Origin of the sequence: Kineosporia succinea, from assembly GCF_030811555.1 — a bacterium.
Lineage (GTDB): Bacteria > Actinomycetota > Actinomycetes > Actinomycetales > Kineosporiaceae > Kineosporia > Kineosporia succinea.
The window spans coordinates 2,389,531-2,413,050 of the sequence record NZ_JAUSQZ010000001.1 but is presented as its reverse complement, the minus strand read 5'-3'; the positions used below and the strand labels follow the sequence as shown (position 1 = coordinate 2,413,050).

The window sequence follows — 23,520 nt, the reverse complement described above, 5'->3', positions numbered from 1 at the left end:
GGATGGTGGCGCTGCGAGTAGCGGGCTCGGCGGTGGGGAGCTCGGCGGGTGGGGGCGCTGCAGGTGGGGAGCTCGGTGGCCAGGGCCCTGTGCTCGGGAGCTCGGCGGGTAGGGAGCCCGGCGCGAGAACCGACAGGAGCCTGTGGCGGGACGAAGAAGTGCGAGGTGGCGGGGTAGCGGGGTGGCGGGGTAGCGGGGTGGCACAGGGGTGGCGAGGAGGGACCGGTGGCGAGGAGGCGGGCCGGTGGCGAGGAGGCGGGCCGGTGGCGAGGAGGCGGGCCGGTGGCGAGCAGGCGGGCCGGTGGCGAGCAGGCGGGCCGGTGGCGAGCAGGCGGGCCGGTGGCCCGGAGGTGGGGCGGTGGCGGGGTGGCACAGCGAGGGCGAATCGAACGGGTGCCACCGGAGACCCGGTCGCCCGGGGCCGGGTCGCAGCGGGTGCTCGTGAGGCCCACGCTGGAACGGAGGTTCGAGCCTCGTCTTCTCGCTGCAGCGCCCTGCGGAGACAGAAGCCCGCGGAGATCCCAGCCCGCGGAGACCCAGCTCGCAGAAACCCCGGCCGTGGCCCCAAGCCCCTGGAACGGCTGATGGCCGAAACTGCCACCCTCGACGTCCGGATGCCGGCAGGAGCTCGCATTGAAGGCGCGGCGTTGAACCCGAAGTGCAGCCGCCCACAACCCGACCGCCGACGTAGGCGGACCGGCGAGACCGCGTGTGCACGTCGTCCGCAAGCAGTGAACCCCCGCCGCCGCCCGACCCAGATGCCCCCAGGAAGCCCTCACCCACGCACTGGCGCCCTCACGGCCCCGAGCTGCCCGGGAAGGTCACCACCCACCCACGCAACGCCCGCAGCCCCCCTCAGACGCCGCGCACCAACCCGCACCGCCCCCACACCACCCCGCACTACCCCCGCACGACCCGCCGATCGAGTTCCCTCCGCCTCGCCGACTCGCGTAGTGTCGGCGGGCACGAACTACACATCGCCCAGCCCGGCGTCTTCCGCCGGGCTCGCGCGTGTGCGTCGTCCATCGATTCATCGGCCGGTTGTGGAGGGGTTACCCGTGAAATTCCGGGTTGAGCGCGACGCGCTGGCGGACGCAGTTGCCTGGGCGGCCCGTGCGCTGCCCAGCCGGCCTCCGGTCCCGGTCCTCGCCGGTCTCCTGCTCGAGGCGGACGCGGTCGGCGTGCTGCGGCTCTCGAGCTTCGACTACGAGGTCTCGGCCCGCGTCGAGGTGCCCGCCGACGTGCTGGACGCCGGCACCGCGCTGGTCTCCGGCAAGCTGCTGGCCGACATCTCCCGGTCGCTGCCGTCGAAGCCGGTCGACGTCACCACCGACGGCTCCAAGGTCTCGGTCACGTGCGGCTCCGGCCGCTTCACTCTGCTGACCATGCCGGTCGAGGAGTACCCCACCCTTCCGGTCATGCCGGACGCATCAGGTACGGTCGCGGGCGACATCTTCACCCAGGCGGTGGGGCAGGTCAGCATCGCAGCCAGCCGGGACGAGACGCTCCCGATCCTCACCGGCATCCGGTGCGAGATCGAGGGTGACCAGATCACCCTGCTCGCCACGGACCGGTACCGGCTCGCGATGCGCACCCTGCCCTGGCATCCTGGCGACCCGTCTCAGAGCAGCGTCGCCCTGGTCCGGGCACGCACCCTTTCCGACGTCGCGAAGGCCCTCGGCAGCAGCGCTGACGTCACCCTGGCTCTCACGACCGGCGGAGCGACCGAGATGATCGGTTTCGAAGCCGGTGGCCGCCGCACCACCTCACTGCTGGTGGAAGGCGACTACCCGAAGGTTCGCGCGTTGTTCCCCGACTCGGTGGCGACATATGCGCTGGTGGGCACGCAGGCTCTGACGGATGCGGTGAAACGCGTCGCGTTGGTGGCGGAGCGGAACACTCCGGTCCGACTCACCTTCACGGAGGGCCTCCTCACGCTGGAAGCGGGGCAAGGAGAAGATGCTCAAGCATCGGAGGCAGTTGAGTCGACCCTTGTTGGTGACGATCTCTCCATCGCCTTCAACCCGCAGTTCCTGCTCGACGGCCTCGGGGCGCTGAACTCGCCCCTGGTCCGCCTGTCATTCACACAGCCCACCAAGCCCGCGGTGCTCACACCGCAGACCGACCCGGAAGGGTCGGACGACACCAGCTATCGGTACCTGTTGATGCCGGTGCGAATCGCGGGCTGAGCCCGAAGGGAAACACCCCGTGCACATCGGAATGATCGGCCTCGGCCGCATGGGCGGCAACATGTACAAGCGCCTGTCCGAGGCCGGCATCAAGGTGACCGGTTACGACCGCGACCCTGCCGTCAGCGACGTCGCTTCGGTCGCCGAGCTCGTCGAGGCCCTGCCTGCGCCGCGCATCGTCTGGGTCATGGTGCCCTCGGGCGACATCACCCGTGGCACCGTCGAGGAGCTGGGCAACCTGCTCTCCGAGGGTGACCTGGTCATCGAGGGCGGCAACTCGCGCTTCAGCGACGACTTCGAGCACGCCAAGGTTCTGTCCGCCAAGGGCATCGAATACGTCGACTGTGGCGTCTCCGGTGGTGTCTGGGGCCTGAAGAACGGCTACGGCCTGATGGTCGGCGGTGACGCGAAGAACGTCGAGCGCGCCCTGCCGGTCTTCGACGCCCTGCGCCCGGAGGGCCCCCGCGAGGAGGGCTTCGTCCACGTCGGTGAGATCGGCGCCGGTCACTACGCCAAGATGGTGCACAACGGCATCGAGTACGGCCTGATGCAGGCCTACGCCGAGGGCTACGAGCTCCTCGCCGCCAAGGACATCGTCAAGGACGTCACGGGCAGCTTCAAGGCCTGGACCCGGGGCACCGTCGTCCGCTCCTGGCTGCTCGACCTCCTGGTCAAGGGCCTCGAGGAAGACCCGGGCTTCTCGCAGATCACCGGTTACGTCAACGACTCCGGTGAGGGTCGCTGGACGATCGAGGAGTGCATCGCCAACGCCGTGCCCGCCCCGGTCATGACGGCGGCGCTCTACGCCCGGTTCACCAGCCGCCAGGACGACTCGCCGGCCATGAAGGCCGTCGCCGCCCTGCGCAACCAGTTCGGTGGCCACGCGGTCACCTCCGCCGGCCCGACCTCGGGCGCCGGCGCGGTCAAGTAACGCGAACACCAGCCTGATCGAACGAACCGCCGGCTACCCGACCAGGGTGACCGGCGGTTCGTCCGTTCACGGGCTGCCGATGAAGGACGACGTGGGCACCGGAGTTTTCCTGCCGGCCTGAGCACGTGGTCGGGAGCAAGATCGGCTGGACTCGGACGGCCCATCGGGACGACCATGGGCGGTCGGCCACAAAGAGAACACCGAGCCTGGAGACCGATCCGCCCCGATGCACGTCACCCACGTCTCGCTGGCCGACTTCCGTTCCTACGAGACCGCCGAGCTCCCGCTGGAGCCGGGCGTGACCGCGCTGGTCGGGCCGAACGGGCAGGGCAAGACCAATCTGGTCGAGGCGATCGGGTACGTGGCGTCGCACTCCAGCCACCGTGTCAGTTCGGACGCGCCGCTCGTGCGGGCGGGCGCGCAACGGGCGGTGGTGCGCACCGCGATCCAGCGCGACGAGCGAAAAGCACTGGTGGAGCTGGAGATCGTGCCCGGCGGCAGCAACCGCGCGCGCATCAACCGCTCACCCGTGACCCGGGCCCGGGAAGCGCTCGGCCTGCTGCGCACCGTGCTCTTCGCCCCCGAGGACCTGGCCATCGTGAAGGGCGACCCGGACGGCCGGCGCCGCTTCATGGACGACCTGCTGGTGCTGCGCGCACCGCGGTTCGCCGGGGTGCGCTCGGACTACGAGAAGGTGCTCAAGCAGCGCAACGCCCTGCTGAAGACCGCTGCCCGCAACCGGCGCTTCCGCAACGAGAAGACCGACCTGCACACGCTCGAGGTCTGGAACACCCACCTCGCCACGGCCGGCGCCGAGCTGCTCTTCGGCCGTCTCTACCTGGTACGGGCCCTGACTCCGCTGGTCGCAGCCGCCTATGAGTCGGTCAGCCAGGGCCAGGGCAACGCCACTCTCACCTACCGCAGCTCGCTGGGCGAGGACATCGGCGGCCCGCCCACCGACACCCCTGTGCAGATCGAGGTGCCCGGTCGGGACGTGCTGCGTGACCGGATGCTCAAGGCGATGGAGGAGCAGCGCACCGCCGAGATCGAGCGCGGCACCAGCCTGGTCGGCCCGCACCGCGACGACCTGCTGCTCAGCCTCGGGGGTCTGCCCGCCAAGGGGTACGCGAGCCACGGGGAGTCGTGGTCGTTCGCGCTCGCCCTGCGCCTGAGTTCCTACGACCTGCTGCGCGGTGACGGTGACGAGTCGGCCGAGCCGGTGCTGATTCTCGACGACGTGTTCGCCGAGCTCGACGCCGGCCGACGCGAGCGCCTGGCCGAGATGGTCGCGGGTGCCGAGCAGGTTCTGGTCACGGCGGCGGTGGCCGACGACGTCCCGAAGGCGCTGTCGGGTGGACGCGTGGACGTGGTGAAGGGGTCGGTGACACGTGTCCAGTAGGAGCGCAAGAGGCTTCGGCAACGACTCGGCCACGAACAAAGAACAGCCTTTATCCACAACTTCCCCACACCTTGTGGGAAACGCCGAGTCTTCTGGGGAAGAAGGGGCGCGACACGCCGTCCCCATTGTGGATAACCGTGTGGATACCGAGCCTCGTTCAGGTGTGGAACACAGTCGCGGAGTACCCCTCCCGCCCCCCGGTTCCGCAGGCGTTGTCGCAGGTCAAAGCGCCAAAAACAATCCACAGGGGGCTGTGGACAATGGAGCCGACGCGGTGCGCGCAGCGCTGGGCCGAGCTCGTGCGGCGGCGCAGGCCCGTGGGGAAAAACCCGGTGTCCCGGGCCGGATCGGGGCGGCCGCGCTCGCCCGTGAACGCCGGGCCGGAGCCAATACTCGCTCCGGTGCGCACCCGGACGCGCGTGATCCACAGGGGGTGAACTCGGTGATGGCGCGCCTGATCGCTGAGCGCGGCTGGACCGAGACGGTGGCCGTCGGTGGGGTGCTCGGCCGCTGGGACCAGATCGTCGGGGCGGACATCGCCGGCCACTGCCAGCCCATCAGTTTCGTCGAGGGCGTGCTCACGGTGGGCGCCGACTCCTCGGCCTGGGCCACCCAGGTGCGCCTGCTCTCTGCGAACCTCCTCGGCCTGCTCGCCCGCGAGGTGGGCGAGGGCACGGTCACCCGAATCGTGGTGCGTGGCCCCTCCGCCCCGTCGTGGAAGCACGGCCCGCGGGTCGCGCCCGGCTCGAAAGGCCCCGGCGACACCTACGGGTGATCATGAAACGTCACGGATCGTGCATATCGGTCATCGCGACGGAGTCGCGCAGCGTCGCAGTGCAACGCGCCTGAGTGGCGCTGAGGCCGTACAAGCCTGCCTGAGACGTATCGGGAGTCACGAAGGGGCGGGCTGTGGCCCCAGAGATGTGCTCCGAGCCCTTAGGGAAGTAGATACATGCCTGGTTTGGCCCCGCTGATGAGCGAATCTCGGGGTGGACCGGATATGATGGGCTAGTTCGGCGGCGCCGGGGGAACCGCACTCAGCGGGTCACCCTCGGGCCCGTACCGTCGGCCGCGCTGGCGACAGTCACCGGCCCTTGAAGCTTCAGGAGTCCCCCCACTCGTGGCCGAACAGACGATACCGACCGTTCCCGAGACCCCGGTTGTCGACGGCGACGGCGTCGCCTACGACGCCAGCGCCATCACGGTGCTGGAAGGTCTGGAGGCGGTGCGCAAGCGCCCCGGCATGTACATCGGCTCCACCGGTGAGCGCGGTCTGCATCACCTGGTCTACGAGGTCGTGGACAACGCGGTCGACGAGGCGATGGCGGGCTACTGCGACACCATCGACGTCACGATCCTGGCCGACGGTGGTGTCCGGGTCATCGACAACGGCCGCGGTATCCCGGTCGACATCGTCGCCTCCGAGGGCAAGCCGGCCGTCGAGGTCGTGCTCACCGTTCTGCACGCGGGCGGCAAGTTCGGCGGTGGCGGTTACTCCGTCTCCGGTGGTCTGCACGGTGTGGGTGTCTCCGTCGTCAACGCGCTCTCGCGCAACCTCGACGTCGAGGTGCACCGCGACAGTGCGGTCTACCGCCAGTCCTACGAGATCGGCGTGCCGAAGGCCCCGCTGGCCAAGGGCGAGGACATCCCCGAGGAAGACACCGGCACCACGGTCACGTTCTGGCCGAGCGCCGAGATCTTCGAGACGACCGACTTCGACTACGAGACGCTGCGCACCCGCTTCCAGCAGATGGCCTTCCTCAACAAGGGCCTGCAGCTGAAGCTGACCGACGAGCGTCCCGAGCACGTCGACGAGGACGGCAAGCAGTTCAGCGCCACGTACAAGTACGACGACGGCCTGATCGACTACGTCAAGCACCTGAACTCGTCGAAGAAGAACGAGAACATCAACCCCGAGGTGATCTACCTCGAAGCGGAGGACACCAGCAAGGGCATGGCGCTCGAGCTGGCCATGCAGTGGACGACCGCGTACTCGGAGAGCGTGCACACGTACGCCAACGCGATCAACACGCACGAGGGTGGTACCCACGAAGAGGGTTTCCGCGCCGCGATGACCAACCTCATCAACGAGTACGCGCGGGCCAAGGGCCTGATCAAGGAGAAGGACCCGAACCTCGCCGGTGAGGACATCCGCGAGGGGCTGACGGCCGTCATCTCGGTGAAGCTGACCGAGCCGCAGTTCGAGGGCCAGACCAAGACCAAGCTGGGCAACACCGAGGCGAAGACCTTCGTGCAGCGGGTGGTGCGCAACGAGCTGACCGACTGGCTCGACTCGCACCCCAACGACGCCCGTGACGTCATCCGGAAGTCCATCCAGGCGTCCGCGGCGCGGCTCGCCGCCCGTAAGGCCCGGGAGGCCACGCGTCGCAAGGGCCTGCTCGGCGGTGGCGGTCTGCCCGGCAAGCTGTCCGACTGCCAGAGCACCAACCCCGAAGAGTGCGAGATCTTCATCGTCGAGGGTGACTCCGCCGGTGGCTCGGCCAAGAGCGGTCGCGACCCGCGCACCCAGGCCATCCTGCCGATCCGCGGCAAGATCCTGAACGTCGAGAAGGCCCGCATCGACAAGGTTCTCGCCAACCAGGAGGTGCAGGCGCTGATCAGTGCGTTCGGCACCGGGGTGAGCGAGGACTTCGACCTGTCGAAGCTGCGCTATCACAAGATCGTGCTGATGGCCGACGCCGACGTCGACGGCCAGCACATCCGCACGCTGCTGCTCACGCTGCTGTTCCGCTTCATGCGCCCGCTGGTCGAGCACGGTCACGTGTACCTGGCCCAGCCCCCGCTGTACAAGATCAAGTGGTCGGGCAAGGGCGCCGATCCCGGTTACGCCTACTCCGACCGCGAGCGGGACGCGGTGATCCTGGCCGGCCAGCAGGCCGGCAAGAAGCTGCCGAAAGACGATGGCGTGCAGCGCTACAAGGGTCTGGGCGAGATGAACGCCAACGAGCTCTCCGAGACCACGATGGACATCAACCAGCGTGTCCTGCTGCAGGTCACGATGGAAGACGCGGCGGCCGCCGACGAGATGTTCGCGATCCTGATGGGTGAAGACGTCGAGTCCCGGCGCTCGTTCATCCAGCGGAACGCCAAAGACGTCCGTTTCCTCGACATCTGAGTTCGAACGAAAGACGACGTGGGCCCCGAAGGTGCCCACGTCGTCCTCAATCGAAAAATGGCGCTGCACAAGGGCGCTGATGAAAACAAAGGATCGATGTGACCGAGCAGCCGCCCACCGTCCCGCAACTGCCCGAACCCGGCCGGGTCGAGCCGATCGACCTGCAGCTGGAGATGCAGCGCTCGTACCTCGACTACGCCATGAGCGTCATCGTCGGGCGTGCCCTGCCCGACGTGCGTGACGGCCTGAAACCCGTTCACCGGCGCGTGCTCTACGCGATGTACGACGGTGGTTTCCGGCCTGAGCGGAGCTACAACAAGTGCGCCCGCGTCGTCGGTGACGTGATGGGCCAGTACCACCCGCACGGTGACTCGGCGATCTACGACACCCTGGTGCGCCTGGCCCAGCCGTGGTCGCTGCGCTATCCGCTGGTCGACGGCCAGGGCAACTTCGGTTCGCCGGGTAACGACCCCGCGGCCGCGATGCGTTACACCGAGTGCCGCATGGCCCCGCTGGCCATGGAGATGGTCCGGGACATCGACAAGGACACCGTCGATTTCTCCCCGAACTACGACGGCAAGACGCAGGAACCCGACATCCTGCCCGCGCGGTTCCCGAACCTGCTGGTCAACGGCTCCGCCGGGATCGCGGTCGGTATGGCCACCAACATCCCGCCGCACAACCTGCGCGAGGTGGCCGACGGTGTGCAGTGGCTGCTCGCGAACCCGGACGCCACCGACGAAGAGCTCCTGGGTCAGCTGCTGCTGAAGATCAAGGGCCCCGACTTCCCCACCCACGGCTTGATCATGGGCACGCGGGGCATCGAAGACGCCTACCGCACCGGCCGCGGCTCGATCACGATGCGCGCCATCGTGACGGTCGAGGAGATCCAGAACCGCACCTGCCTGGTCATCACCGAGCTGCCCTACATGGTCAACTGGGACAACCTCAAGGTGAAGATCGCGGAGCTGGTCGACAGCGGCCGCATCCAGGGCATCGCCGACATGCGCGACGACACGTCGGGCAAGACCGGCCTGCGCATCGTGATCGTGCTCAAGCGCGACGCGGTGGCCAAGGTCGTGCTGAACAACCTGTACAAGCACACGCAGCTGCAGGACAACTTCGGCGCGAACATGCTGGCCCTGGTCGACGGTGTGCCGCGCACGCTCAGCCTCGACAAGTTCGTGCGGCACTGGCTCGACCACCAGGTCGAGGTCATCGTGCGGCGCACCCGGTACCTGCTGGCCGACGCCGAGCGTCAGGCACACATCTACCGCGGTTACGTGAAGGCGCTCGACGCGCTCGACGAGGTCATCGCGCTGATCCGGGCGTCGGCGACGGTCGAGGACGCGCGGGGCGGCCTGATCGCGCTGCTCGACATCGACGAGGTCCAGGCCGACGCGATCCTGGCGATGCAGCTGCGCCGGCTCGCCGCCCTGGAACGTCAGAAGATCCTGGAAGAACTGGCCAAGCTCGAGCTGCAGATCGCCGAGCTCGAGGCCATCCTCGCCTCGCCGGAGCGTCAGCGTCAGATCATCTCCGAGGAGCTCCAGGAGATCGTCGACAAGTACGGCGACGTGCGGCGCACGCAGATCCTGCCCTTCGAGGGCGACATGAACGTCGAAGACCTCATCCCCGAGGAAGAGGTCGTCGTCACCATCACCCGTGGTGGTTACGCCAAGCGCACCCGTTCCGACCAGTACCGCGCGCAGCGTCGTGGCGGTAAGGGCTCGAAGGGCGCCACGCTGCGTGGTGACGACGTGGTGGAGCACTTCTTCGTCACGTCCACGCACAACTGGCTGCTGTTCTTCACCAACTTGGGACGCGTCTACCGGGCGAAGGCGTACGAGTTGCCGGAGGGGTCGCGAGACGCCAAGGGCCAGCACGTGGCCAACCTGCTGGCGTTCCAGCCCGGTGAGCAGATCGCCCAGGTCATGTACCTGCGCACCTACGAGGACGCGGACTTCCTGATCGTCGCCACGCGCGACGGCCTGGTGAAGAAGACGCGCCTGGCCGAGTACGACTCGAACCGGGCCGGCGGCGTGATCGCGGTCAACCTGCGCGAGGGCGACGAGCTGGTCTCCACCCGCCTGGTCGGCCAGAGCGACGACCTGCTGCTGGTGTCGCGCAAGGGCATGTCGGTGCGGTTCACGGCCGACGACACCGCCCTGCGGCCGATGGGCCGCGCCACCTCCGGCGTCACCGGTATGAAGTTCCGCGACGGCGACCAGTTGCTGTCGATGGACGTGGTGAAGGACGGGGCTGACGAGTTCGTCTTCATCGTCACCGAAAACGGTTACGCCAAGCGCACTCCGGTGGACCAGTACCGGGTGCAGGGCCGCGGCGGCCTGGGCATCAAGGTGGCCAAGCTGACCGAGGAGCGCGGTGACCTGGTCGGCGCGATGATCGTCAGCGAGACCGACGAGGCACTGATCGTGATGGAGCGCGGCAAGGTCGTGCGCTCCTCGGTCTCCGGTGTGCCGGCCAAGGGCCGCGACACGATGGGTGTGGTGTTCGCCAAGCCCGACAAGAACGACCGCATCATCGCGGTGGCCAAGAACACCGAGACCGCCGAGCTCGAAGACGACGAGGAAGACGGCGACACTCCGGTCGCCGTTGACGACTCCGTTGCCGTCGAGCAGGTGGAATCGGCCGAAACCGCCAGCGACGACGACGAAACCGTCGCTGCTGAGGGTGACGGCGACGTTTCGGAGAACTGATCGGTTGCCACGTCCGGCCGTCACGTGGGTAACAGATGACTCACGAGACGGCCGGAGTGACATGCCGTAGGGTCGGGACACCGGGTGTGGAGCGCTAGGATCGGCCGAAACGGGTGTGGTTCGTGCCCACGTTCGGCATAGCCGATCATTCATCTGACCGAATTTCTGACGGCGTGTACCGCCGGCTGCTGAGCGTGGAGGTGAGACGTGAGTCCGGAGAAGGAAGACCGACCGGCGAGCACGTCAGCACCGAAACCGGGTGGGGGAGCATCTCCGATGACGACCGATGCATCGCCAAGCGTCTCCGGCGGGGGCAAGCCCTCGTCCTCCGGAGGTCCGGCGAAGGGACGGCCCGCCGCAGGTGGCGGTCCCGCGCGTCCGGCGAACAACGGTGGTGCCTCGTCCGGTTCGTCCAACGCTGCTCCCCGCGCGGTGAGCGGCACCCCCTCCCGCCCCGGCCAGTCCGGCTCGGCGCCGGCGCGGCCGCAGAACAACCAGCCCGGCAGCACGCCGTCGCGGCCGGGGACGAGCAGCGCGCAGGGTCGTCCCAGCGCCGCGCCCGCTCCCGGTGCGAAGCGTCCGGCCGGTGGGCCGTCGTCGGGGCAGCCGGGCAGCCGCCCGTCGACCTCGGGTGACGCGACCCGCCCGGTGGCCCCGCCGCCCGGCAAGTCGGGCAGCTCCTCCCCCGCCGAGTCGGCTGCCGCTCGTGCCGTGGCCAGCGGCGGCGCAGCCCGCTCGAGCGCCCCGGCCCGTCCGGCGTCGAACAACCCGGGTTCGGCCTCGGGGCAGGCCGGTCAGCCGGGCCTGCGCCCGTCGGCCGGTGCGTCCGCCCCGTCCGCCGCTCGCCCGGTGGGCAACACCCCGCGTCCCTCCTCCTCCGGCCAGCGTCCGATGACGCAGCCCCGCCCGGGCGGCACGGAGAACTGGAACGAGGGCAGCTCGTCCGACGTGGCCCCTGCCGCCGCCGACGGTGAGGCGCCCCGCGTCGCCCGTCTGACGGTCGCGAGCATCGACGTCTGGTCGGCGCTGAAGGTGTCGTTCCTGCTGTCCGTCGCCGCCGCGATCGCCCTGGTGATCGCCGTGTCGGTGCTGTGGATGGTGCTGAGCGCGATGGGCGTGTTCGACTCGCTCAACGAGCTGCTCAACACGCTGGGTCTCGACCAGTCCAGCGAGAAGTTCGACCTGTACGACTACATCGGCTTCGGCAAGGTGCTGTCGATCAGCATCGTGCTCGGCGCGGTGAACGCGTTCATCCTGACCGCGCTCTCCACCGTGTCGGTGCTGCTGTACAACCTCAGCTCCGGTCTTGTCGGTGGCGTGCGCGTCACGCTGTCCGACGACTGATACCGACCGGGGCCCGGTTTGGGAAGACCGGGCCCCGTACGGTAATCTCTACGAGCGGTCGTCGCCACGGCGAAGGACTCGCGGTTCGGGCCTATAGCTCAGTTGGTTAGAGCGCTTCCCTGATAAGGAAGAGGTCAGTGGTTCAAGTCCACTTAGGCCCACCGAACGAAACCCCAGCTCAGACACCAGTCTGGCTGGGGTTTCGACGTTTTGACATACAGCGTCCCTGCGGGTGTCCTACAAACCGTAGGGACACCCGCAGTTTCCAGTTGCCGTCCCTACCCGGCGATCTCGCCTGGCCCCTGGGCCGACAGATGCCCTGGCGATGGGTTCAGCATCTCGGCGACGGTCCAGCCCGCCCGTTGGCAGTCCATCCCTCGCGGTGGCAGTCCTGCTCCCCCGCGGCAGTCCTGCTCCCCCGCGGCAGGCCGGCCCTCCCGGTGGCAACCAGCCCTCCCGCTGGCAAACCAGCCCCCGTGGCAGTCCGGCCCCGGTGCCGCAAGAGTTTGAGGTGCGGTGCTTTCGATTATCGATAATCGAAAGCACCGCACTTGCGATCGACCGGAGGCCGGGCGCCGGGGCGGGAAGTACCGAGGCCGGGGAGCATCGGGGCGGGGAGTGCCGGGGTGGGGAGTGCCGGGGTGGGGAGTGCCGGGGTGGGGAGTGCCGGGGTGGGGAGTGCCGGGGTGGGGAGTGCCAAGGCGGAGAGTGCCAAGGCGGAGAGTGCCAAGGCGGAGAGTGCCAAGGCGGAGAGTGCCCGAGGCGGGGAGCACCGGGGCGGAGAGCGCGGCAACCGGTGAGGATCCGCGGATGTCACCTCCACGCCACCGCAGACCAGCCTGCGTCGTGAGTGTCACGATCGATGAAGTAACGCCTGCTACATTCGATTAAGTGACGTGGTTGATACTCCTGATCAAGGTCCCCGCCGAGCCGTCACGTCACCGCGTGGCGGTGTGGCGTGAGCTCCGCAAGGCCGGCGTGCTCTCGCTGGGGCAGGGAGTCTGGGCCGCACCCGACGTCCCTGCGTTCATGAGGGGCGTCGGCCAGGCCGTGGAGCTGGCCGAGGCCGCCGGCGGGCAGGCCGTCACGCTGCAGGCCAGCGGGCGCACCGCGGGCGACACCGAGCACCTGGAGAAGCTTTTCACCGAGGCCCGCTCCGCCGAGTGGTTCGAGTTCCTCGCCGACTGCCACAAGTTCGAGGCGGAGATCGCCAAGGAGATCCGCATCGCCAAGTTCACCCTGGCCGAGCTGGAAGAAGAGGAACAGAGCCTGGAACGGCTCCGCCGCTGGCACCGCGACATCACCGCCCGCGACGTGTTCGGCGCCCCCGAGGCACCCGAAGCCGCGGAACGGCTCAAGCAGTGTGCCACCGACTGCGAGCGCTACGCCGAACGCGTGTTCAAGGCCCTGCACAGCAACGACGGAGATGCTCTGTGAGCCGGTCGATGTGGCCTCTGTACGCCGCGGGATTCACCACCGCCTTCGGCGCCCACGGCATCGCCGCCAACCTCGGTGGCTTCTCCGACGACGCCGTCAGCTCACTGCTCGTGCTCGGGGCCCTGCTCGCGCTGTACGACGGGGCCGAGGTCATCCTCAAACCGGTCTTCGGCACCCTCTCCGACCGGATCGGAGCCAAACCCGTTCTGCTGGGCGGCCTCGTCGCGTTCGCCGCCGCCTCCGCCCTGTACGTCGTGGCCGACAGCTCGGGCTGGCTCTGGGCCGCGCGCCTCGGCCAGGGCGCCGCCGCCTCGGCCTTCTCCCCCTCCGCCTCGGCCCTGGTCGCACGGCTCAACCCGGCGGCCAGGCGCGGCCGGGCGTTCGGCAGCTACGGCTTCTACAAGTCCATCGGCTACACCCTCGGCCCCCTGCTCGGCGGTGTGCTCGTCTGGGCCGGCGGCCTGCGCCTGCTGTTCACCGTGATGATGCTCTGCGGCGCCGTCGTCGCGGTCTGGGCCTGGGCCGCCGTCCCCGAGGTCCCACCCCTGCCCCGCCAGCGCCAAACCGTCGCTGACCTGGCTCGTCGTCTCTCCGACCGCTCATTCCTGGGCCCGACCGCCGCACTCGCCGCAGCCACCGCCGCCCTCTCCGTCGGCGTTGGCTTCCTGCCCGTCTCCGGCGCCGCGGCCGGCCTCGGCACGATCGCCACCGGTGCGGCCGTCTCCGTGCTCGCCGCCGCGGCCGCCTTCGTGCAGCCGAGAACCGGCCGGGCTCTCGACCAGGGGCGTCTCACCATCAGAACCGGCCTTCTGACAGGCCTTTTCGCCACCGCCATCGGTATGGCCGCCGCGACGCTGCCGGGCCTGACCGGCGTGCTCCTCGCCGGTGTGCTCATCGGCATCGGCACCGGAATCATCACGCCGCTGGGCTTTTCGGCCCTCGCCGCCTCCACCTCCGAGGAGCGCATGGGGCAGACCATGGGCTCCGCCGAACTGGGGCGCGAAATGGGGGACGCGGGTGGTCCCCTCTTCGTGGCCGCCGTCGCCGCGGCGACCACCCTCACGTTCGGCTACGCGGCTCTCGCCGTGGTGCTGGCGATCGGGGCGGTGCTGGCCTCGCTCAGCCGTCCGAAGGCGAAAGACGCGACGAGCGCTGATACCGCCCCGGACTCTGCCCGACCAACAGCGTGAACGCCTCGATGAACGCACTCGGGTTCGCCCAGCCGCAGGCCGCCGCCACGTCGATCACCGGCATCCCGTCGGAGAGCAGCAACAGCGCCCGGTGAACGCGCAGCTGGGTGCGCCACTGCCGGAAACCCATACCGGTCTCGGCATGGAAGAGCCGGCTCAGAGTGCGTTCGGCCGCTCCCACCTCACGGCCCAGCTCCGCCAGGGTGGCCGATCCGGTCAGGTCGTCGGCCACCCGCCGGGCCACCGCGCGGAGCCGGTCGTCGCGGGGTTCGGGCAGGTGCAGCGGCTGCTCCGGGGCCACCGACAGGTCGTCGACCACAACGTGGCGCAGTCGGTCCACCGCCGCCGGGCTGCGCTGATCGCTGCTGGTCAGGGCCAGAAGAGCCGCCCGGGCCAGAGGCGTGACCACGAGCACGGCGGGGCGTGTGGGCAGGGGCTCGGCCAGCTCCGACGACAGGAAGACCACCCGCATGTCGGTGACGCCGTGGGCCCGGTGCTGATGTCCGGCCCCGCCCGGGATCCAGACGACCCGGTTGGGTGGGGCGATCCAGCTGCCGGTGGCGGTCACCAGCGAGAGGACGCCCGTGGCCGGGTACACGAGATGACCTCGCGTATGGGCGTGCTCGGCGGTGCGCTCGGCGTGGCCGAGCAGAAGCGTCTGCTCCGGCTGAGCACAATGATGGCGGGTTTCGGGCATCACGCGTCAGTTTATCGGTTGCCTGCGGCAATGACGGGCGGTGAACTGGGGGCATCCCCGCAACAGCAAGGACGAATCTGATGGCCACCGCGCCGGAACGACCGAAAACCGACCAGCGACGGACGAAGTCCGCTCTCCTGGCGCTCGGGTTGCTGCTGATCGGGCTCAACCTCCGCATCGGCGTCGCCTCGATCGGGCCGGTGCTCGGCGACATCCGGAACGACCTGGGCATCACCGACACCGCCGCGAGCCTGCTGACCACCATCCCGGTCGTGGCGTTCGGTGCCTTCGCCTTTCTCACCCCCGGCCTGACCAGGCGGTTCGGCCTGCACCGGCTGCTCGGCGCGGCCATGGTCGCGCTCGTGGCCGGGCTGCTGCTCCGGCTCTACCCGGACCTGGCCGCGCTCTTCGCCGGCACCGTGGTGGTGGGCGCGGCCATCGCGATCGCCAACGTCGCCATGCCCGCCGCCATCAAACGCGACTTCTCGCACCGCGCCGGGCTGATGATGGGCCTCTACTCCACCACGCTGTTCATCGGCGCGGCCCTGGCCTCCGGCCTGACCTCGCCCCTGCTTCCCGTCGTCGGCGGCGAATGGCGCGTGGCCCTGGGACTCTGGGCGATCCCCGCGGTGCTGGCCGTGCTGCTGTGGACCCCGCAGTTCCGCAACCACCGACCCGAGGCGAGCCCCGACGCGTCCAAAAGCACGAACGCACCCCGCTTCTCAGCCATCCTGACCGACCCCGTCGCCCTGGCCGTGACCGTGCTGATGGGCACCCAGAGCATGAGCTACTACGCCACGCTGACCTGGATCCCCACCCTGCTCACCGATAACGGCATGGACGCCCACACGGCCGGCTGGCTGCTGTCGTTCTCGGCCTTCCCGGGCATCGCCGCGTCGCTGTTCACCCCCACCCTGGCCCGCACGATGCGCCCGGCCGGACTCCCGATCGTCATCGCCGTCGTCCTGACCGGCGCGGGCTACGCCGGCCTGGCTCTCGCCCCCACCGCCGGCGCCTACCTGTGGATGAGTCTGCTCGGCCTCGGCCAGGGCGCCTCGATCAGCCTGGCCCTCACCTACATCGTCTGGCGCTCGCCCGACGCCGCTCACACCGGGCACGTCTCCACCATGGCGCAGGGCATCGGCTACCTCTTCGCCGGCCTCGGACCGCTCGGAATCGGCTACCTGCACTCGGTTTCCGGTGAGTGGGCCCTGCCGATCGCAGCCCTCGGCGTCCTGCTCGTGGTGCAGCTGGTGGCCGGTCTGCTGGCCAGCCGCGACCGACACGTCAGCGTACGCCGGGCGTGAACTCCTGGGTGCCGAGAACCCGCAGCAGATCGAGCTTCTCGCGGGTCTGCGCATCGGCCGGGGTGAGCACGAGCAACTGCTGACGCAGGTCGGGCGTGACCAGGGTCTCGCAGTCCATCAGCAGCCGGCCGACCCGTGCGTGCACCAGCGTCTTCCGGTCGGCACGCCGCACCTTCACCTCGTGATCGGCCCACAGACCCCGGAACTCGGCGCTGTCCTCCTGGAGCCGCGCCACCAGACCGATCACCTCCGGATCGTCGGATCGCCGCCCGTAGACCGCCCGCAGGTCGGCCACCAGCTGCCGGGCCTGGTGCTCACGTTCTTCCGGCAGCTGTTCACCCCAGTCGTTGGCCTCGGTGAAGAAGCGGTGAATGAGGTAGCGGCGGTCACCGCCCGCCCGGGTCAGCTCCCCGGCCACCAGCACGGACAGGCGGTTCTGGGCCAGCACCACGCCGAGGTCGGAGATGACCATCGCGGAGGCCCCCTCCAGCAGGTCGAGCATTCGCACCAGACCGGCCCGGGCCAGCTGGGAGTGCCCCTCCGAGGCCGGCGGCTGGTGCCCGGCCAGGTGAAAGAGGTGGTCGCGTTCGTCGTCGGTCAGGCGCAGGGCCCGGGCCAGCGAGGCGAGCAGCTGCGTCGACGGCTGACTGCTGCGCCCCTGCTCGAGGCGCACCACGTAGTCGACCGACATCCCGGCGAGCATGGCCACCTCCTCCCGGCGCAGCCCGTTGGTGCGGCGGCGCGGGCCGTCGGCGATGCCCACCTCGGCCGGGCGGATCGCCTCGCGTCGGCGGCGCAGGAAGTCGGCGAGCTCGTCACGCTGCATGTCGTCCATCCTGCGCCTCCCGAACCGGCCCAGCCAGGGAGCGGCGCTCCCACGATGAACGCTCCTCTCCCGCTCAGCTCGTCAAAAGCCCAGCCTGGAGGCACGACGAACGAAAGGGAGCACGCCATGCAGACCCGTACCCTCGGCCAGAACGGCCCCACCGTCTCGGCGATCGGCCTGGGCGGGATGAGCATGTCCGGCGCCTACGGCACCGCCGACCGGGACGAGAGCATCGCCACCGTGCAGGCAGCGCTCGACGCCGGGATCACGCTCATCGACACGGCCGACTTCTACGCGGCGGGCCACAACGAGCTGCTGCTGGCCGAAGCGCTGAAGGGCCGGCCACGCGACAGCTACGTGCTGAGCGTGAAGACCGGCATGCTGCTGAACCCGAACGGTCTGCCCGGTGGCCACGACGGCCGGCCCGAGGCGATCAGGAACAGCGTGGCGCACTCGCTGACCCGCCTGGGCACCGATCACATCGACATCTACCGCCCCGCCCGTCGTGACCCGGACGTGCCGATCGAGGAAACGGTCGGCGCGATCAAGGAGCTCGTCGAGGCCGGGTACGTGCGCTACGCCGGGCTCTCGGAGATGAACGCCGAGACGATCCGCCGGGCCCACGCCGTGCACCCGATCACCGACCTGCAGATCGAGTACTCGCTGATCTCCCGGGCGATCGAGGCCGAGGTGCTGCCCACGCTGCGCGAACTCGGCATCGGGCTGACCGCCTACGGCGTGCTCAGCCGGGGCCTGATCTCCGGGCACTGGACGACCGACCGGTCCACCCGGCCCGCACCGGGCGACCACCGCGCCGGCAGCCCCCGGTTCGCGGCCGACAACGTGGAGCACAACCTGGCCCTGGTCGAGGCGCTGCGCGCGATCGCCGAGGTCAAGGGCTGCACCGTGGCCCAGCTCGCCATCGCCTGGGTGGCGGCGCAGGGTCCGGAGATCGTGCCGCTGATCGGTGCGCGCACCCGCACCCGGCTCGACGAGGCCCGGATCGCGGCCGATCTGGAACTGACGCCGGACGACCTGGCCGAGATCGAGAAGGCGGTTCCCCTGGGGGCGGCCCGGGGCGACCGGTACCCGTCGTTCTTCATGGAGAATCTGGGCGCGGGCAACTGAACCCCCGATGGGGGACGCGTCGGCACCCGACCGGTGCCGACGCGTCCCCCGTCGGTTGTGGTCGGCATCACTGAACCACCCGGCCGTGCCGTACGTTCGGGATCAATGAAAAAGCTTTCTTAGCAAGGGTTTTGCTGGCCCTTTGGGTGTGGGTACCTAGCTTGCGAGGCGTAGGAAGACGTCTCAGCTAAGGAAATCTCCCAGTGATCAAGCGACGCTCGCTCGTAGCAGCCGCGATCGGTACGGCCGGGCTGCTCGCGGTGGTCGGCACCTCGGTGGCCACCGCGGCCAACCCGGCCGGCTGCCTCGAATCCGGTACGGACAAGGACATTCAGAACGCCCTGAGCGGCGACGGGGCGGTGGCGACGCTCTGCGCGGGGGCCACGTTCGACCTGTCGCAACCGGTGAGGTTCTCGGCGGCGAACCAGTCGATCGAGACCGAGGGCCTGCCCTCCGGTGACACCCGTGCCACGCTCAGGGTGACAGGGGCGAACCAGGCGACCGCGATCGAGGGCGGCGGCAAGAGCGGCATCAAGCTGCGCAGCATCCAGGTCGACGGGCAGCGGCCCACGCTCGGCCGGATCGAGGGCGGCAGCGGGCTGGTCGAGATCGGCGGCGACGTCACCGGTCTCGTGGTCGAGAACAGCCGGTTCCTGGAGCCGCGCGGCTGGTCGGCCCTGCACCTGGCCGAGGGGGTCGTGCGCAGTGGTGTGCCCGGTTGTCAGGGGGCGAGCGTGACCGGCAACCAGATCGGTCCTTCGGGCACCCCCGACGGCTGGGCCGACGGCATCTCACTGGCCTGTGGCACCACGACGGTCAAGAACAACACCATCACCGACGCGACCGACGGCGCCATCGTCGTCTTCGGGGCACCTGGCTCGACGGTCAGCGACAACACGATCATCGCCAAGAACCGCACGCTGCTGGGCGGTATCAACATGGTCGACTACGGGCCGATGGACGGGAACTACGCCGAGACCGTGGTCTCGAACAACACCATCCGGGCCGACGGTGCACTGATCAAGATCGGCCTGGCGATGGGCCCGGGCGTCTGGTCGTGCACTGACACCCTGGTCACCGGCGGCACCGTCACCGGCAACACGCTCGAGGGCTCGACCATGGGCTACGGCTACGCGGTGAATGGTGTGAAGGACTTCACCATCACCGGAAACAAGGACAACTCCACGCACATCGGTATCCCCAACGGCAGCTGTGACGGCGTCAACCCGAAGCCGGCCGGTTTCCAGTCGGACGTCGCCCAGGGCGGTTCGCTGCAGAGCGATTTCACCGCCACCCCGCTGAACTTCCTGCTCGGCATCAGCTACCAGAGTGCGTCGTCGCCGCTGCCCGCCGAGGGCGACGCGATCTCGCTGCGCTCGCGCACCACGGGCAAGTGGGTGCAGGCCGACCCGAACGGCACGTCGCCGCTCAACGCCAGCATCGCCTCCGCCGGCGTCTGGGAGAAGTTCGACATCGAGGACGCGTCGGACGGTCTGGTCGCTCTGCGCGCCCGGGCGAACTCCCAGTTGGTCACGGCGGAGAACTCCGGCGCCGAGCCGCTGATCGCCAACCGCACGGCTCTCGGGCCGTGGGAGAAGTTCACCGTGGTCCGCAACGACGACGGTTCGGTGTCGCTGCAGGCGGACGTGGACAAGGAGTACGTACGGGTGCAGGACAACGGCAGCAAGCTGGTCTCGGACACCACGTCACGCGCCGAGGCGGAGAAGTTCGACCTGCTGGTGAGTTAGAGCAGGCTGGTTCCAGGACCTTGCGGCCCGGGGGCCGTCTTGTCAGGCTTGATGATCGGACGGTGAACAGACGGGGGTTCGCCATGAGCAGGCTTCGTGTCGCTGTCGCACAGAGCAGGGTCAGCCGAGACGTCTCGGCGAACGGCCGGACGGTGCGCTCAGTTGTTCGGCAGGCGGCGCGGGAGGGCGCCCGGCTGGTGCTCTTGCCCGAGGGCATGCTGTCGGGATACGCGAAGGCGCAGGTACCGGACTGGTCGGTGATGGACTGGGCGGCCCTGGAGCGGGAGCTCGATCTGATCAGACGGCTGGCGCGTGACCTCGACATCTGGCTGGTGCTGGGCAGTGCGCACCGGCTCACCGCGCCGAACCGGCCGCACAACAGCCTTTACGTGATCTCCGACCGGGGAGAGATCGTGGAGCGCTACGACAAGCGGCTCTGTTCGCACACAGAGATCACCAGGTTCTACTCCCCTGGGTTCCGGGCGGTGACGTTCGCGGTCGACGGTTTCCGTTTCGGTCTGCTCACCTGCATCGAGGTGAACTTTCCGGAGCTGTTCGCGGAGTACGAACAGCTTGGCGTCGACGGGGTGCTGCTACCGGCCTACCCTGGCGAATCGATCTTTCCGGTCCTGGCCCAGGCACACGCGGCCATCAACAGCTACTGGGTGGCGGTGTCGATCCCGGCCGGACTGGGACTTGGTTTCGGCTCGTGCGTGTTCGGTCCGGACGGAACGCCGGTGGCCCGAGCCGGTGACCGGAGTGCAGTTCTCGTGGCCGACATTGATGCGAGCGACCCACGATGGGAGATCGCGCAGATGGCGGCTCGTCCGTGGCGGGCACGCGCCCGGGAGGGCAGCATCTACGCCGAGCGCCGGGTGTCCGACGATCCTCGGAGCACGGATCCGACCTGCTGGTGAGTTAGCTGTTGCGCAGGGCGTCGATCAGTTCGGCCTTGCGCATGCTCGAGCGCCCGCTGACGCCGATCTCGGCGGCGCGCTTGCGCAGGTCGTCGACCGACCAGTCGTCGTAGTCGCCCGCCTTGCCACCTTTGCGCCCCACGCTGCTGCGGCCCCGGGCCGCAGCAGCGTTGGCGATGCGGGCGGACTTCTGCTTGCTGTTGCCGTGGTCGCGGAGCTCCTCGTAGAGCTCCTTGTCCTTGACGCTGGGGCCGGGATCGCGCTTCTTGGTCGAAGTAGCCATACGGGCATGGTGTTCCGGTGCGCGGGGCGTCGCATCCGGAGAGGGCGCTCAGAGCACCTCGTAGAACCGGATCGCGTTGCCGTCGTGGTCGAGCACGCTGAACTCGCGCGTGCCCCATGCGGTCCGGTGCAGCGGGGCGTTCGGATGCACGATGCCCTCGCAGGTCCGGTGCAGAGCGGTCGCGTCGTCGACGCGGAAGCTGCACGACGCGCTGCCGGCCAGGTGGGGTTCGCCGCCGGGGATGTCGGGGCGGTTCGCGGCCCACAGGCTGAGCTCGACCGCGTCGCTCACCAGGATGGCCAGGCCGGCCTCCTGGTACCGGCACCGGAAGGGCAGTTTCGAGGTGTAGAACTCCACGGCCGCGGCGATGTCGAAGACGGGAAGGGAGGGGACCGCGCCGAGCAGGGTCATGGCGCACACCGTAGACCGATGAGTTCCGCGGGCGGGGGACGTCTTCGTTGGAGTCGATCAGGGAGATGTCATGCGCAGGGTGGTGCTGTACGAGCTGCTGTCGCTCGACGGGGTGGCGGAGAGTCCGGACCGGTGGATGCCCATGCAGGAAGACACGGTGTATCTGGACAACCTGCGGGAGGTGATCCGGCGGCAGGACACGGTGTTGCTGGGGCGGGCGATGTACGACGAGTGGGCTCCGATCTGGCCGGACATGGACATGGAGCCGTTCTCCGACTTCATCAACGGCACCCCCAAGTACGTGGCCACGAGTGCGCCGCTGAACCATCCCTGGGCGAACACCGAGCGCATCGAGCAGCCCCTGACCAGCTTCGTCACCCAGCTCAAGGCTCAAGAAGGCGGGGACATCGGCGTGCACGGCAGCATCCGGCTGGCCCAGACGCTGCTCTTCGCCGGTCTGGTCGACGAACTGCGCCTGGTGGTAGCGCCGACGCTGGCCGGCACCGGGCGCAAGCTGTTCGACAACCAGGACATGCTGCGCCGCCTCACCCTGAACGACGGGCGCCGCACGCCCACCGGCCTGGTGCTGCTCAGCTACTCGGTGACGTGACCGATGCCGCTCCCAGCCAGCCCGCCAGCAGGGCCACGGCCACCTGACGCACCACCTCGTCGCCGGGCAGGAACGACGGGTCGTGCAGCATCGGGCCGCTCGCATGGTCGTAGCCGGTGCCGACGAACTGCATGAGGATCGGCACCTGGGAGCCGTAGGTGGCGAAGTCGTCGGAGCCGCACGAGGCGAAAGAGGCGGTCGGAACCCGGAACTCGTCGAGCCAGCCGCGGGTCAGGCCGGCCAGCGTCGCGTCGTTGACCAGGGCCGGCTCACCGCGTCGCACCTCGTACTTGCCCGTGCAGCCGTGGGCCTCGGCGATGCTGGTGACCGTCCGGGCCAGGCGTTCGTGCAGCAGGGGGCGGTCGGTCTCGTGCATCAGGCGGATCGTCCCGGCAGCTGCGGCGGTTCCCGGGATGACGTTCGGGGCTGCCGAGCCGCTGATCTGGGTGATCGAAACCACGGAGGCATGAAGGGGATTGACGGTCGATCGGGCCGTCTCCGACAGGGCCAGCACGATCCGGCAGAGAGCGGGCACGGGGTCGACGGCCAGGTGCGGATAGGCGCCGTGGCCACCCCGGCCGGAGACGACGATCTCGATCTCGTCGACCGCGGCGTTCACCGGCCCGGCATCCGAGGCGACGCGTCCGGCGGGCACCTGCGGTTGCACGTGGGCGGCCACCAGAGCCCTGACCTGATGGTGGACGAGGTGGTCGCCGGCCACGACATCGGCGGCTCCGGTGGGGCCCACCTCCTCACGCGGCTGGAGCAGGCCGATGAGTCCCAGCGGCAGTTTCAGTCGCCGGGCGGCCTGGAGGACGGCGAAGAGACCGGCCAGGTGCACGTCGTGACCACAGGCGTGCATCGCGGGAGGCGTGCGCACCGTCGAGGCGAACGGTGAACCGGTCAGCTCGGCGACCGGGAGGGCGTCGAGCTCGGCCCTCAGCCCGATCGACGGGCCGGGCGGGCCGAGCCGCACCAGACGGCCGGTGCCGGCGACGGTCTCCGCGTCCAGGCCGCCGAGCGCTGCCATCACCCGGCGGGCCGTGGGCTCCTCCTGCCCGGAAACGTCCGGATTGGCGTGCAGTTCGTGGCGCAGGGCCACGGCCGCCGGCAGCGCCGCGTCGATCCCCTCCGTCCAGCGTTCCGCGAGTTCACCCAGAGCCATTGCCTCTTCACCGCTGACCGACATCCCTCCGTCCTACAAGGACCGGCCGGGATGCTCAAACGCACAGGGCAAACCCGTTCGG

The 23,520-nt window shown here is 69.4% G+C and carries 19 protein-coding genes and 1 tRNA gene; 15 read left to right on the top strand and 5 right to left on the bottom strand.

Translation table 11 applies throughout. The features are described from left to right. Positions 1 to 1,058 precede the first annotated feature (1,058 nt). The 10 genes from dnaN (at position 1,059) to J2S57_RS10605 (ending at position 14,346) form a co-directional block, all read left to right on the top strand. The gene (dnaN, locus tag J2S57_RS10650; protein WP_370882618.1) at positions 1,059 to 2,189 is read left to right on the top strand and encodes a DNA polymerase III subunit beta; all 1,131 of its coding nucleotides are present in this window, start codon (positions 1,059 to 1,061) and stop codon (positions 2,187 to 2,189) included. A 19-nt stretch (positions 2,190 to 2,208) separates the two neighbouring features. Next, complete coding sequence (gene gnd, locus J2S57_RS10645) at positions 2,209 to 3,120, top strand: phosphogluconate dehydrogenase (NAD(+)-dependent, decarboxylating) (protein ID WP_307241094.1); 912 nt, start codon at positions 2,209 to 2,211, stop codon at positions 3,118 to 3,120. Between the two features lie 226 nt (positions 3,121 to 3,346). After that, the gene (gene recF / locus J2S57_RS10640) at positions 3,347 to 4,519 is read left to right on the top strand and encodes a DNA replication/repair protein RecF (protein ID WP_307241092.1); all 1,173 of its coding nucleotides are present in this window, start codon (positions 3,347 to 3,349) and stop codon (positions 4,517 to 4,519) included. A 274-nt stretch (positions 4,520 to 4,793) separates the two neighbouring features. Then, positions 4,794 to 5,294, top strand: a complete 501-nt coding sequence (locus J2S57_RS10635) for a DciA family protein (protein WP_307241090.1) — start codon at positions 4,794 to 4,796, stop codon at positions 5,292 to 5,294. Positions 5,295 to 5,639: 345 nt separating this feature from the next. Then, a complete protein-coding gene (gyrB, locus tag J2S57_RS10630) occupies positions 5,640 to 7,655 on the top strand; it encodes a DNA topoisomerase (ATP-hydrolyzing) subunit B (protein ID WP_370882457.1) in 2,016 nt (671 codons plus the stop codon). Between the two features lie 98 nt (positions 7,656 to 7,753). Further along, positions 7,754 to 10,375, top strand: a complete 2,622-nt coding sequence (gene gyrA / locus J2S57_RS10625; RefSeq protein ID WP_307241088.1) for a DNA gyrase subunit A — start codon at positions 7,754 to 7,756, stop codon at positions 10,373 to 10,375. Positions 10,376 to 10,651: 276 nt separating this feature from the next. Further along, positions 10,652 to 11,719 carry a DUF3566 domain-containing protein gene (locus J2S57_RS10620; RefSeq protein WP_307241085.1) on the top strand — a complete coding sequence of 356 codons (1,068 nt, stop codon included), beginning with the start codon at positions 10,652 to 10,654 and terminating at the stop codon, positions 11,717 to 11,719. 87 nt (positions 11,720 to 11,806) lie between these two features. After that, positions 11,807 to 11,880 (top strand) — tRNA-Ile (locus J2S57_RS10615). A gap of 730 nt (positions 11,881 to 12,610) precedes the next feature. Continuing rightward, on the top strand, positions 12,611 to 13,156 hold the full coding sequence (locus J2S57_RS10610; RefSeq protein WP_307241083.1) for a Chromate resistance protein ChrB: 546 nt from the start codon (positions 12,611 to 12,613) through the stop codon (positions 13,154 to 13,156). An 8-nt stretch (positions 13,157 to 13,164) separates the two neighbouring features. Further along, positions 13,165 to 14,346: an MFS transporter gene (locus J2S57_RS10605; RefSeq protein WP_370882617.1), complete on the top strand. Its 1,182-nt coding sequence runs from the start codon at positions 13,165 to 13,167 to the stop codon at positions 14,344 to 14,346. Here the strand turns inward: J2S57_RS10605 and J2S57_RS10600 are convergent. Continuing rightward, the gene (locus tag J2S57_RS10600) at positions 14,276 to 15,043 is read right to left on the bottom strand and encodes a helix-turn-helix domain-containing protein (RefSeq protein WP_307241079.1); all 768 of its coding nucleotides are present in this window, start codon (positions 15,041 to 15,043) and stop codon (positions 14,276 to 14,278) included. The genes J2S57_RS10605 and J2S57_RS10600 overlap by 71 nt on opposite strands. 80 nt (positions 15,044 to 15,123) lie before the next feature. Between J2S57_RS10600 and J2S57_RS10595 the strand changes: the two genes are divergently transcribed. Continuing rightward, positions 15,124 to 16,350 (top strand): CynX/NimT family MFS transporter, encoded by a 1,227-nt coding sequence (locus J2S57_RS10595; RefSeq protein ID WP_307241077.1) that lies wholly within the window; start codon positions 15,124 to 15,126, stop codon positions 16,348 to 16,350. Here J2S57_RS10595 and J2S57_RS10590 read toward each other — a convergent pair. After that, entirely contained in the window at positions 16,331 to 17,176 is an 846-nt protein-coding gene (locus J2S57_RS10590; RefSeq protein WP_370882616.1) for a helix-turn-helix transcriptional regulator, read from the bottom strand. The genes J2S57_RS10595 and J2S57_RS10590 overlap by 20 nt on opposite strands. A gap of 126 nt (positions 17,177 to 17,302) precedes the next feature. Between J2S57_RS10590 and J2S57_RS10585 the strand changes: the two genes are divergently transcribed. The 3 genes from J2S57_RS10585 to J2S57_RS10575 all read left to right on the top strand — a co-directional run bounded on the left by J2S57_RS10585 (position 17,303) and on the right by J2S57_RS10575 (position 20,969). Next, positions 17,303 to 18,304 (top strand): aldo/keto reductase, encoded by a 1,002-nt coding sequence (locus J2S57_RS10585; protein ID WP_307241073.1) that lies wholly within the window; start codon positions 17,303 to 17,305, stop codon positions 18,302 to 18,304. A 203-nt stretch (positions 18,305 to 18,507) separates the two neighbouring features. Beyond that, on the top strand, positions 18,508 to 20,052 hold the full coding sequence (locus tag J2S57_RS10580; protein WP_307241071.1) for a right-handed parallel beta-helix repeat-containing protein: 1,545 nt from the start codon (positions 18,508 to 18,510) through the stop codon (positions 20,050 to 20,052). A gap of 83 nt (positions 20,053 to 20,135) precedes the next feature. Next, a complete protein-coding gene (locus J2S57_RS10575) occupies positions 20,136 to 20,969 on the top strand; it encodes a carbon-nitrogen hydrolase family protein (protein ID WP_307241070.1) in 834 nt (277 codons plus the stop codon). A gap of 1 nt (position 20,970) precedes the next feature. Here the strand turns inward: J2S57_RS10575 and J2S57_RS10570 are convergent, their stop codons facing one another. Together J2S57_RS10570 and J2S57_RS10565 are read right to left on the bottom strand one after the other, a co-directional pair. After that, on the bottom strand, positions 20,971 to 21,252 hold the full coding sequence (locus J2S57_RS10570; RefSeq protein ID WP_307241068.1) for a DUF7218 family protein: 282 nt from the start codon (positions 21,250 to 21,252) through the stop codon (positions 20,971 to 20,973). 48 nt (positions 21,253 to 21,300) lie between these two features. Continuing rightward, complete coding sequence (locus J2S57_RS10565; RefSeq protein ID WP_307241066.1) at positions 21,301 to 21,663, bottom strand: VOC family protein; 363 nt, start codon at positions 21,661 to 21,663, stop codon at positions 21,301 to 21,303. A 70-nt stretch (positions 21,664 to 21,733) separates the two neighbouring features. Here J2S57_RS10565 and J2S57_RS10560 point away from each other — a divergent pair, with 70 nt between their 5' ends. Next, the gene (locus J2S57_RS10560; RefSeq protein WP_307241064.1) at positions 21,734 to 22,273 is read left to right on the top strand and encodes a dihydrofolate reductase family protein; all 540 of its coding nucleotides are present in this window, start codon (positions 21,734 to 21,736) and stop codon (positions 22,271 to 22,273) included. On the opposite strand, the gene J2S57_RS10555 is transcribed toward J2S57_RS10560, so the two are convergent. Next, the gene (locus J2S57_RS10555) at positions 22,254 to 23,462 is read right to left on the bottom strand and encodes a M20 metallopeptidase family protein (protein ID WP_307241062.1); all 1,209 of its coding nucleotides are present in this window, start codon (positions 23,460 to 23,462) and stop codon (positions 22,254 to 22,256) included. The two genes, J2S57_RS10560 and J2S57_RS10555, sit on opposite strands and share 20 nt — an antisense overlap. Positions 23,463 to 23,520 lie beyond the last annotated feature (58 nt).

Coding starts and splice junctions, on each gene's coding strand:
- J2S57_RS10570 (WP_307241068.1), bottom strand. CDS start 21,252: ATGGCTACTTCGACCAAGAAGCGCGATCCCGGCCCCAGCGTCAAGGAC.
- J2S57_RS10600 (WP_307241079.1), bottom strand. CDS start 15,043: ATGCCCGAAACCCGCCATCATTGTGCTCAGCCGGAGCAGACGCTTCTG.
- J2S57_RS10565 (WP_307241066.1), bottom strand. CDS start 21,663: ATGACCCTGCTCGGCGCGGTCCCCTCCCTTCCCGTCTTCGACATCGCC.
- J2S57_RS10555 (WP_307241062.1), bottom strand. CDS start 23,462: ATGTCGGTCAGCGGTGAAGAGGCAATGGCTCTGGGTGAACTCGCGGAA.
- J2S57_RS10590 (WP_370882616.1), bottom strand. CDS start 17,176: ATGCAGCGTGACGAGCTCGCCGACTTCCTGCGCCGCCGACGCGAGGCG.
- J2S57_RS10605 (WP_370882617.1), top strand. CDS start 13,165: ATGTGGCCTCTGTACGCCGCGGGATTCACCACCGCCTTCGGCGCCCAC.
- J2S57_RS10575 (WP_307241070.1), top strand. CDS start 20,136: ATGAGCAGGCTTCGTGTCGCTGTCGCACAGAGCAGGGTCAGCCGAGAC.
- J2S57_RS10585 (WP_307241073.1), top strand. CDS start 17,303: ATGCAGACCCGTACCCTCGGCCAGAACGGCCCCACCGTCTCGGCGATC.
- J2S57_RS10560 (WP_307241064.1), top strand. CDS start 21,734: ATGCGCAGGGTGGTGCTGTACGAGCTGCTGTCGCTCGACGGGGTGGCG.
- recF (WP_307241092.1), top strand. CDS start 3,347: ATGCACGTCACCCACGTCTCGCTGGCCGACTTCCGTTCCTACGAGACC.
- J2S57_RS10595 (WP_307241077.1), top strand. CDS start 15,124: ATGGCCACCGCGCCGGAACGACCGAAAACCGACCAGCGACGGACGAAG.
- J2S57_RS10620 (WP_307241085.1), top strand. CDS start 10,652: ATGACGACCGATGCATCGCCAAGCGTCTCCGGCGGGGGCAAGCCCTCG.